Annotated in this window: 6 protein-coding genes; all 6 read left to right on the top strand. The window is 55.6% G+C overall.

The features are described from left to right. Positions 1–43: 43 nt before the first annotated feature. The 6 genes from SLW75_RS21945 to SLW75_RS21920 all read left to right on the top strand — a co-directional run bounded on the left by SLW75_RS21945 (position 44) and on the right by SLW75_RS21920 (position 10809). Positions 44–1267, top strand: coding sequence for a hypothetical protein (locus tag SLW75_RS21945; protein ID WP_410935425.1), 1224 nt, complete (start codon positions 44–46; stop codon positions 1265–1267). Between the two features lie 515 nt (positions 1268–1782). After that, positions 1783–3225, top strand: coding sequence for a mannose-1-phosphate guanylyltransferase/mannose-6-phosphate isomerase (locus SLW75_RS21940; protein WP_410935424.1), 1443 nt, complete (start codon positions 1783–1785; stop codon positions 3223–3225). Positions 3226–3480: 255 nt separating this feature from the next. After that, positions 3481–4275 (top strand): ABC transporter permease, encoded by a 795-nt coding sequence (locus SLW75_RS21935; protein ID WP_410935454.1) that lies wholly within the window; start codon positions 3481–3483, stop codon positions 4273–4275. Beyond that, positions 4272–5489 (top strand): ABC transporter ATP-binding protein, encoded by a 1218-nt coding sequence (locus tag SLW75_RS21930; RefSeq protein ID WP_192133590.1) that lies wholly within the window; start codon positions 4272–4274, stop codon positions 5487–5489. Before SLW75_RS21935 ends, SLW75_RS21930 begins: the two co-directional genes overlap by 4 nt. Next, entirely contained in the window at positions 5486–7087 is a 1602-nt protein-coding gene (locus tag SLW75_RS21925) for a methyltransferase domain-containing protein (RefSeq protein ID WP_192133588.1), read from the top strand. The genes SLW75_RS21930 and SLW75_RS21925 overlap by 4 nt, the downstream gene beginning before the upstream one ends. Further along, on the top strand, positions 7087–10809 hold the full coding sequence (locus SLW75_RS21920) for a glycosyltransferase (protein ID WP_410935423.1): 3723 nt from the start codon (positions 7087–7089) through the stop codon (positions 10807–10809). Before SLW75_RS21925 ends, SLW75_RS21920 begins: the two co-directional genes overlap by 1 nt. The last annotated feature ends 203 nt before the right edge of the window (positions 10810–11012 follow it).

The raw sequence follows: 11012 nt of genomic DNA, 5'->3' as shown, positions 1-11012 counted from the left end.
GTTAAGATTCTGACAGTAATGACATCTGATAACGGAGAGTTCCATGATAACTGGCTGGATAGAGAGAAATGAAGGCAGCAGATTTTTTGGCTGGTTTTCCTGCAGCGACGAGTTGCTTGTAAAGCACAAAGCCCTTCATATTTACTTTTCCGGCGAGCTAAGATGGATTAAAAAAATAATCATTAAACCAGCTGACAGGCCGGACTTAGCAACATACGCCAATGCCTTTCTGTTCGAGTTCGATCTGAGCACGGAAGATTTTCATCAGGGGGCCTCTACCTGTTCAATAAATTTTAAGCTTTCGTGTTCAGATGTCAGCTACCCGCTCTTGGTAACTCCTCATTTAGTGTCGCAGTCTGTTGCGGTTGCGGATAGCCTTAAAGAGGGACTCTCGTTTGGCCGAATCTCGTCTGACGGCGCCGCTATTATAGGTGCAGGAGGTAAGATTTTTCTTAGAGAAGGCACTAACAATGTTGAAGGACTTTACAATGGCGAAACCTTTATCGACAGCAGAGGGTGGTTGCAAATCTTTCAGTCAAGACACGCCCGCTCTATCAGCAGCGGCTATGACTATATCCAAATTATCATCCCTGAAAAATCCTCCGTAATGTATTGGAATGCTCCATTCCATGCAACAAAGGGATCTCAAGGCTTACAATCAATAGTGGATGGCGTACAAAATCTACCGGATATTCGTAGAAGCCTAATTTATAGCGCCGACTATATTCCGGATGAAGTCCACGCTGAATCTACTTTCAGGGCATTTGATACTCATATGTCGACGTATGGCAGCAAGCTTCTAATAGATGCTTTGCTCGACCGCCTAGCACCTCAATCCTACTCTGTATATCGGTTGGGGCCTGTTATGCACGGCGATGCTCCTGGTGATCTTGGCATTCGATTTTCCGAAGATGGTTACATCGTCGAACGCCCTCCACTGTACGAGAGCTTGCTGGATCAAAACGGCGACATTCTGACACCTGAGGCAATAGACGAGTTTGACCCATCAGAAGGCAATATTGGACTACGACGCATCTGGCGATGCAGTAATGCACCCATCCAGAAACGTGTCATTTGCTTCGGGGGGTCTTCGTTTGAGCGTGGAGAGGTCTCAACCACTCTTTCTTGGTGGTGCTCACGGCTTTTCGCTGAATTCCATTTCTATTGGGGGCCAGATTGTCTATCTGAGATTGTAGATAGCCTATCGCCAGATATCGTTATATGCCAAACAATTGAAAGGTTTCTGACTGTAGTGCCTAGGCAATAAACTAAAGTAGTCCGACATATAGGCTGGAAACTTCTCATTGACGTTGACCAGCCCCTTCGCGGGGCATCTTCATATGTGATAAGCGCTATTCTGATTGTTCCTTTAAGGCTCCATTGCTTCGGATGTAAGGTTCGACCATGTTTGTATCGGGCAAGGTTCATCACGTGTTGCTGCAGCGTTTGCCTGAGGCCCGCGCTCAGCACCCCAAATCACTTTATTAGCGAACACCTGCCATTCCGGGCAACCTTCTGCTTTCCATGACCAACCTGCCCTTCGTGAGCGAACAACGCGTTTCCCTCGGCGAACCAAATCTGCGTACCGTTGCATTGGCAGCTTAGAGTGCGAACCGTTCTCTGGTACCCTTGCGCGCACGAACATCCCGGATTCCAGATAGGTCGCTCTCCCTGGCATGGTTTTCACCCTTGGCATGCCTACCTGCCATAGCGCAAAGCGGAGATGTCCAGTCTCTCCGCCTTATCATCAGTTAGCTGTCAGTTTGCATGAGGTTTACCAAGATGGATTTGATACCCGTAATTTTGTCAGGCGGCGTCGGCAGCCGGTTGTGGCCCGTTTCTCGCGAGGCCCATCCCAAGCCGTTCATGATGCTGCCAGACGGTCAGAACCTGATTCAGAAAACCTTCCTGCGCGCTTCTGCGCTGGCGGGTGTCTCCCAAGTCCTGACAGTGACCAACCGCGATCTGCTCTTCAAGACCGAGGATGAGTATCGCGCTGTAAACAAAAAAGGCCTCGCCCAAGCTTTCATCCTGGAGCCTTTCGGACGTAACACCGCTGCGGCGGTTGCCATGGCAGCCCTGCAGATCAAGGAATTGCAAGGTCCAGACGCTCACATGCTGGTCCTGGCCGCCGATCACCTGATCCAAGACGAGAAAGCCTTTGCTGCCGCGGTTGATAACGCTGTGCGGCTCTCTGAAAAAGGCTGGCTCGTTACGTTTGGCATCCAGCCCCAGTACCCGGAAACAGGCTTTGGGTATATCGAGGCCGGTGAATCCACGGGTCAAGAGGGCGGCTTGAAGGTCGCGCGGTTCGTCGAGAAACCCGATCTGAAAACCGCTGAATCCTATGTGGCGGCTGGTAACTACTACTGGAACTCGGGCATGTTCTGCTTCCAGGTCGGTACCGTGCTGGAAGAGTTCGCCACTCATGCCCCCGACGTGCTTGAAGCCGCTGCGGCGTCGATCGCAAGCTCTCGTCTGACCGAAGGCACTGACTACCAATGCTTGTCGCTCGACGCCGACTCCTTCGCCAAGGTCCCGGACATCTCCATCGACTATGCCTTGATGGAGCGCTCCAACAAGGTTGCCACTGTTCCCTGTGACATTGGCTGGAGTGACATCGGTTCGTGGAACGCTGTGAGCGAACTGACCGCTCAGGACGATGACGGCAACCGGTTCGAAGGCGAAGTGCTGTCCCATGGCTCACGTAACAACTACGTGAACAGCGAAGAGCGACTAACGGCGCTGGTGGGTGTCGAGGATCTGCTGATCATTGATACGGCTGACGCGCTGATGATTGCGCACAAGAATCACGCGCAGGACGTCAAACATATCGTCACACAGCTAAAGAGCTCAGGGCACACGCTTCACCAGTTGCACCAGACCGTCCACCGCCCGTGGGGCACCTACACCACGCTGGAAAACGGTGAGCGTTTCAAGATCAAGCGCATCGTGGTCAAGCCTAAAGCGTCGCTGTCGTTGCAGATGCACCATCACCGCAGTGAACACTGGATTGTCGTCAGCGGTATGGCCGTTGTGGTCAACGATGATCAAGAGCTCATGCTCAATACCAACGAGTCGACCTTTATTCGTGCTGGTCACACGCACCGACTGACCAATCCGGGTGTCATAGACCTGGTGTTGATCGAGGTGCAGAGCGGCGACTATCTGGGCGAAGACGATATCGTGCGTTTCGAGGATGTCTACGGCCGCGCTGGTCAGTAAATCATCACCCTCCGCGAACGTTATGAACAAGGCGCCTGGCGATTGCCGGGCGCTCTGGCATGCGCTCGACCTCCGCGACACCTGCCTTTCTGCCAGGGGCGATCCCTCAAGACGGGATTACCAGTATTCCCACATTGCCCGGCCACTGCCTTCCCTCTGATTGGTAAGGAGCGTTAGCATTCGACGCCCGCCGCAGGGAAGCCATTGCCAGAAGAGAGAGCCCCATTTGAAGCTTCAGGATTTAAAGGTGAACACATGTTTGGATTGTTGAGAGGGCTGTACAGCTACAGGAGCTTTATCGGCACCTCGATCCGCAACGAATTCGTATCTCGGTTCTCCCGCAGCAGCCTGGGTGGGTTGTGGATGATCATCAACCCGCTGGCGAACGTGCTGATCTACGCGCTGATCTTGTCCAACGTTCTTGCCGCGAAACTGCCCGGCATCGAAAACAAATACGCCTACGCGCTGTACTTGATGGCAGGGACGCTTGCGTGGAGCCTCTTCTCGGAGATCATCAACCGATGCCTGACGCTCTTCATCGAGAACGGCAATCTCATGAAGAAGATGAGATTCCCGCGGATCACCCTCCCCTTCATCGTTTTGGGCTCGGCGTTGCTGAATAATCTGCTGCTGCTGCTCTCCGTGCTTGCTGTCTTTATTTGTCTCGGTCAATGGCCGACCTGGGAGATGCTGTGGGCCGTCCCCTTGATTCTCATCGTCGCGGCGCTAGCTGTCGGGCTGGGCTTGATCCTCGGTGTGCTCAACGTATTTGTGCGTGATATCGGTCAGGTCATCCCTATCGTGCTGCAGATCCTTTTCTGGTTCACGCCGATCGTCTACCCGATCAACATCATCCCCGAAGACCTCAAGTCGCTGATCGCCTGGAACCCGATGTACCCGATCGTGACGGCTTACCACGATGTCTTCGTTTACAACGTGGCGCCTGACTTCTCGCAGATAGGTATCACTGTTCTGATCACATGCGTGCTGCTGGGCTTCGGCCTTTACATCTTCCGCCGAGCAGCGCCTGAAATGGTGGACGCCCTATGAGCCTGTTGCGCGCGAAAGACCTCGGCAAAGCCTACCGAACCTACCGCAGCGAGTGGCAACGTATTGGCCGCTGGCTGGGCATCAAGAGCGCTCCCCGCGAAGAGCATTGGGTGCTTCAGCACATCAATTTCGAGATTAATGCAGGCGAAGCCATTGGCATTGTCGGCCAGAATGGTGCGGGCAAGTCGACGCTGCTGAAGATGCTTACCGGCACCCTGCAGCCGACAACGGGCTCCGTTGAGGTGCACGGCCGTATCGCTGCGATTCTGGAACTGGGCATGGGTTTCAACCCGGAGCTGACGGGTCGCCAGAATGTCTATCACGCTGCGGGTTTGATGGGTTTTACCACTCAGCAGATTGATGAAGTGATGGCTGAGATCGAGGCGTTTGCCGAAGTAGGCGAATACTTCGATCAGGCAGTTCGCACCTATTCCAGCGGCATGCAGATGAGGGTCGCCTTCGCGGTCGCCACTGCCAAGCGCCCGGAAATCCTGATCGTGGATGAGGCGCTGTCGGTAGGGGACAGCTACTTTCAGCACAAAAGTTTCGACAGGATCCGTGAGTTCCAGGATCAAGGCACCACGTTGCTGATCGTTTCCCATGATCGAAGCTCGATCCAGGCGCTGTGCGACCGTGTGCTCCTGATTGAAGGGGGCACGGTTATCAAGGACGGTGCACCGGAAGAAGTGATGGATTTTTACAACGCCATTATTTCCGAGAAAGAGAACGCCACCGTTCAAGTGCACAAGCTTGCCGACGGGAGCGTGCAAACGCGTTCAGGCTCCGGCGAAGCGACCATTGAGAGTCTTGCGCTCTACAACGAGCAGGACGCCCCAATCGAATTCGTATCCGTCGGGCAATCGCTCAGCCTGAAGATAAAAGTCAGCGTCAACAGCCCCATTCCCGAGCTGGTCGTGGGCTACATGATCAAGGACCGCCTGGGCCAGCCTATTTACGGCACCAACACCCATCATCTGGACAAGAAGATGGGCGCGCTCGAAGGGGGTACCCAGTTGGAGTATGTCTTCAGGTTCGACGCCAATATTGGCGTTGGCTCATACTCCATCGCTGTCGCCCTGCATACGGCGGACACTCACCTCAACGCAAATTACGAATGGCGAGATCTGGCACTGGTGTTTAACGTGATCAACGCGGACAAAATTCCTTTCGTGGGCTCAGCCTGGATACAACCCACTGTGGAGTGCATTCAGTGACCCAGCAGTTCTATCGCGCCTTTGAAGACAAGCATCGCGGTTCTCACGAAACCATCAAGCAGCGATTGCAGGTTTACCTTCCGTTCATCCTTCCGCTGCAAGGTCTGTATGACGACTGCCGCGCGCTCGACGTAGGCTGTGGGCGCGGCGAGTGGCTGGAAACGTTGGTAGAAAACGGCTTTAACGCCACGGGTGTGGATCTGGACGAAGGCATGCTGGAAGCCTGCCAGGCCCGCCACTTGCCTGCTGAGAAAGCCGACGCCCTGCTCTATCTGAAGGCGATGCCAAGCGACTCACTCTGTGTGTTAACCGGTTTTCACATCGTCGAGCACATCCCCTTCGACGACCTGAAACAACTGGTCGCCGAAGCGAACCGAGTCCTTAAGCCTGGTGGCCTGCTGATTCTCGAAACGCCCAACGCAGAGAACCTGATTGTGGGGACGCAGAATTTCTATCTCGATCCCACTCACGAAAAGCCGATTCCACACATGCTGCTGGAATTCCTCGTGTCCTTCAGTGGCTTTACTCGTTCGAAGCTGCTGCGCCTGCAGGAAAACCCGGCGCTGGTGGACAGTCCTGCCGTCGGGCTGATGGACGTGATCGGCGGGACGAGTCCGGATTACGCAATCATTGCTCAAAAAGCGGCAGGGACCCTGGATATTTCTACATTCGATCCAGCGTTTGACGCGGCTTACGGATTGAGCCTTGATGAGCTGGCACGTCGTTTTGAAGAAGGCCAAGCGGCAAAGCTCGGTGAAATGGAACAGCGGCTGGCAACAAACCAAACGGTGACGCTTGGTGAGCTGCAATCCCGCCTCGAAGCCAATCAGGTAGCGAAGCTGGAGGAGCAGCGGGAGATCGTCAGCAGTACAGCCGCGCTGCTGAATCATCGTGTCGATCACGTTGAGCTAGAGTACTCGGCGATGACTAACCAGGTGCAAGACGTCAAAGCTGCGGTCCTCGATTTCAAGGTGGACAAGCTCAAGGCTGCCAATGCCTCCCTGGAAAGTGCTAATACTTCGCTCGAGTTCGCGAACGCCTCAATGGTGAAAATGCTCGATGAGTCCTCCCGAAACGCGCACATGTGGTACACCGAGGCGGAAAACCGCCTCAGCCAGATCAATGCGTTGAGAGACGATGTCGCTCACAAGGATGAAAGAATCAGAGCGTTAAGCGCCGAGCATCACCAGCTAAACGAGTACGTCAGCCAGCTGAAAAACAGCACATCGTGGCGCGTCACCGGGCCGTTGCGTGGTGGCGCAATGCTCGGCAGATCGGTGACTTCATCGCCGTCGCGGACACTTAAGCGGGCAATCAAGAAAGTCCTGAAAGGCGTCCTGAACCGACCCGGCCTGCGCAAGAACGTCAAGCGCGTACTGTTTCGCATCCCCGGCCTGCAAACCAGATTGCAAGCCCTCGCCGCTCGTCTCCGGGCGGAAACAGTGGTGACGCCGCAGACGGTCCAGTACCCGGAGCCTACGCCGACCTTCACGCCTGATCCGAGTGATGTCCCTGCTGCTCCGGCTCACCTCACGGAAAATGCGAAAGCTATCTACAACCGCCTCAACAGCAACGAACAACGTAAGGATTCGAATTGATGCGCGTCGTTATTGACCTTCAGGGCGCCCAAGCGGAAAACAGGAATCGGGGCATCGGGCGGTACGCGCTGTCGTTCACCAAGGCCTTCATCAAAAACCGTAGCGACGTTGAAGTCTTCGTCGTCCTGAATGGGCTGTTCGGCGATGCTGTCGATCACATCAGGGACGAGCTTTACGGCCTTCTGCCTGCCAGTCATATCCAGACGTGGGTGCCGAACAGCAAGGTCAGCGCGCTCAACCCGGATAACACATGGAATCGGCATGCCTCCGAATTGGTGCGGGAGGCGTTCATCGCCAACCTGGACCCGGATCTTGTCTTGGTTTCCAGCCTGTTTGAAGGCCTGGTAGACGACGCCGTGACCAGCATCAAGATGCTGAACTCATCGATTCCTACAGCCACGATCGTCTACGACCTTATCCCTTACATCAATCCTGACGCCTACCTGGGCTCACCGCCGGTTCGCAGCTGGTACGAGACCAAGCTTCAGCACTTGCGCCGTGCCGATCTGGTGCTGGCGATTTCAAGCTCGTCACGATCGGAAGTCATTGACCACCTTGGGTTCGCACCCGAGGAAGTCGTCAATATTTCCACCGCCATCGACACAGATCATTACCGCCCCCTCCCTGACGATCAACGGGATGCCGCTCTCAAGACGCGGCTGGGAATTGACCGGCCATTCGTCATGTACACGGGCGGCATCGACCCGCGCAAGAATATCGAGGGCCTGATCAGCGCATTCGGCAAACTGTCGAAACCGGTGCGTCGTGCTCATCAGTTGGTCATCGTCTGCAACATTCAGCCCGATGAACGCACCCGTCTTCAGGACCTGGTTGTCAGCAGCGGCCTGAAGAAAGCGGATGTATGTTTCACCGGGTACGTCAGCGAAGACGACCTGATTGCGCTCTACAACGCGTGCAAATTGTTTATCTTCCCGTCGCTGCACGAAGGGTTTGGGTTGCCTGCGCTGGAAGCCATGTCCTGCGGCAAACCCGTCATTGCGTCCAATACATCCAGCCTGCCGGAAGTGCTCGGCAACCCGGATGCGCTGTTCGACCCGTACCAGATCGACTCCATCACGGCGAAGATGGAACAGGTACTGGTCGATGATGCGCTCAGGGCTGGGCTGGCAGAGTTGGCCATCGAGCAGGCGCGCAGATTCAGTTGGGACGAGACTGCCATTCGCGCCGTGCAGGCGATCAAGGAACTGATCGCAGGCCGCCGTTCGATCCCGAATCCGGTGCGTGCGCCGAAGCGACCTCGCCTGGCTTATGTGTCCCCGCTCCCGCCTGCCCGTAGCGGGATCAGCGACTACAGCGCCGAACTGCTGCCTGAACTCGCCGCCCACTACCAGATTGATGTGATCGTGGCTCAGGAGTCGGTCTCGCCCGCAGACGCCGGGATCAATTACAAGCTGCGCTCGGTCGCGTGGTTTGAAGAAAACGCACACGTGTTTGATCGCGTTATCTATCACTTCGGCAACTCCAGCTTTCATGAACACATGTTCCACCTGATCGAAAAGATCCCGGGGACCGTTGTCCTTCACGATTTTTTTCTGTCGGGCATTGCGGCACACATGGAGGTTCACTTAGGGCATCAGGGCTTCTGGACGCGGGCGCTTTACCTCGGTCACGGGTACAAGGCCGTCAGCCAGCGTGTCAATGGCGCTGACACAGCCGATGCGGTTTGGAAATACTCGTGCAACCTGCGAGTCCTTCAGCAAGCCGAGGGGATCATTGTTCATTCCCATTACTCGATTCGGCTGGCACAGCAGTGGTACGGCGAAAACTCTGGCCTGAAGTGGGCCGAGATCCCCTTACTGCGCACACCTCGCTTCCCCAACGCGCGTACCCACGCAGAGACGAAAGCGAAACTGGGTTTCTCTGAAAGCGACTTCGTGGTCTGCAGCTTTGGTCTGCTGGGCCCGTCCAAGCTGAACGATCGCCTGCTGGACGCCTGGCTTGAATCCCAGCTGGCGCAGGACGAGCACTGTCACCTGGTCTACGTCGGGCAGAACAGTGAAGGTGAGTTTGGCGAAAACCTGCTCAAGAAGATCAATGCCAGCCCCTGCCGCGACCGTATCAAAATCACCGGCTGGGCAGATGCCGACATGTTCAAGGCGTACCTGGAGGTCGCCGATGCGGCGGTCCAGTTGCGGACGCTGTCGCGCGGCGAAACCTCTGCCGCCGTACTCGATTGCCTGAATTACGGCATTGCCACGATCGTGAACGCCAACGGCAGCATGTCGGACATACCGACCTCCAGCCTGGTCAAACTGCCTGATGATTTCGACGACGCCGAGCTGTCTGATTCGTTGAATCTGCTGCGCCATGACACTGCCGCGCGTGAGCGCATCGGCGCGCAAGGCCAGCAATTGATTCACACTCGACACTCTCCTCGGGCCTGCGCATTCCTCTACAGGCAAGCCATTGAGAGGTTTCACGAAGACTCCTACCATTCCGTGTCGGAGGTTGTGACCTCAATTGCAGGCCTGGAAAAACAAGGCTTCAGCTACGAAAGCTCAATGGCTGTTGCAGAGTCCATTGACCAGAGCCTGAAGCCTACGATCTTCAAACCTCAACTGCTCGTGGACATTTCCGAACTGGTTAATCGCGATGCCAAGAGCGGAATCCAGCGCGTTGTTCGCAGCATCCTTGAAACATGGCTGACTACGCCTCCGGGCAACTATCGTGTCGAGCCTGTTTATGCGACCGAGGACGAAGACGGCTACCGGTATGCACGACAGTTCACACTGGGTTTCCTGGACTGCCCGAATCATCTTCTTCAGGACGAGCCGGTGGTTTTCCACTCCGGCGATCATTTCGTCGGTCTGGACCTGCAGCCCGTCGTTGTTCCAAGACAGCGGCAGGCACTTGCAGACATGAGGCGCCGTGGCGTCACCGTGCAGTTCGTGGTTTATGACCTGCTGCTTAAAAAGCTGGCGCAGTGTTTCCCCGCCGGCGCGGCTGACATCTTGGATGAATGGTTGAAAGTCGTTGTCGAGTCGGACGGAGTGATCTGCATCTCCCAAGCGGTCGCGGATGAAATGGCTGAGTGGGTTGCAGAACATCGCAAACCGTCCAGACGGCCTTTCAATATCTCGTGGTTCCACCTGGGGGCAGACATCACCAAGCCGACCAGCGCTGAGGGTACGACGGCCATTCCCAAAAATGTCCTCTCCAGCCTTCAGGCCCGTCCGTCATTTTTGATGGTGGGCACTGTAGAGCCAAGAAAGGGACATGCGCAGGTGCTGGATGCTTTCGAGCTGCTTTGGGCAAGCCAGCAGGACGCCAATTTGCTGATCGTGGGCAAGCAGGGCTGGATGGTTGAGGCGCTTGTCGAAAGGCTGAGAGACCACCCGGAATCCGGCAAGCGACTGTTCTGGTTTGAGGGCATCGACGATGATTATCTGTGCAGCCTTTATGCACAGTCCGATGCGTTGATTGCTGCGTCGCTTGGTGAGGGTTTCGGACTGCCACTTATTGAAGCCGCTCAATACGGGCTGCCGCTGATCGCCCGGGACATCCCTGTGTTTCGTGAAGTGGCAGGCGAGCACGCCTTCTACTTCCAGGGAGAGCAGCCTCAAGCGCTGAGTGACAGCCTGACAACCTGGCTTGGTCTGCACCGCAATGCGGAGCATCCGAAATCTGAATCCATGCCTTGGCTCACATGGGATCAAAGCGCGAAACAGCTGTTTCTCGCCTCTCAGATGCTGGCCGAATAGCGCTCAAATCTTGGCCCTTCTCCCGCCGGGAGGGGGGCCGTGCATGAGCTTTGAACCTGACCACCAAGCCTGCATTCAAACGACTAATACCTCGCGTGCATACGATCATCGCGGCCCCTCGTCGATCCCCTCCGATCAAGCGGCCCTCGCTTCTGCACAAGCTGCAGCATTCAAGGTATTATTCGCGCCACTTAAAAGGTCGC

The organism is Pseudomonas sp. W5-01 (assembly GCF_046540435.1).
Taxonomy (GTDB): Bacteria; Pseudomonadota; Gammaproteobacteria; order Pseudomonadales; family Pseudomonadaceae; genus Aquipseudomonas; species Aquipseudomonas graminis_B.
Note: the sequence above shows the minus strand (reverse complement) of the source record. Positions and strands in the feature narration are given on the sequence as shown.

Coding starts and splice junctions, on each gene's coding strand:
- SLW75_RS21930 (WP_192133590.1), top strand. CDS start 4,272: ATGAGCCTGTTGCGCGCGAAAGACCTCGGCAAAGCCTACCGAACCTAC.
- SLW75_RS21940 (WP_410935424.1), top strand. CDS start 1,783: ATGGATTTGATACCCGTAATTTTGTCAGGCGGCGTCGGCAGCCGGTTG.
- SLW75_RS21945 (WP_410935425.1), top strand. CDS start 44: ATGATAACTGGCTGGATAGAGAGAAATGAAGGCAGCAGATTTTTTGGC.
- SLW75_RS21935 (WP_410935454.1), top strand. CDS start 3,481: ATGTTTGGATTGTTGAGAGGGCTGTACAGCTACAGGAGCTTTATCGGC.
- SLW75_RS21920 (WP_410935423.1), top strand. CDS start 7,087: ATGCGCGTCGTTATTGACCTTCAGGGCGCCCAAGCGGAAAACAGGAAT.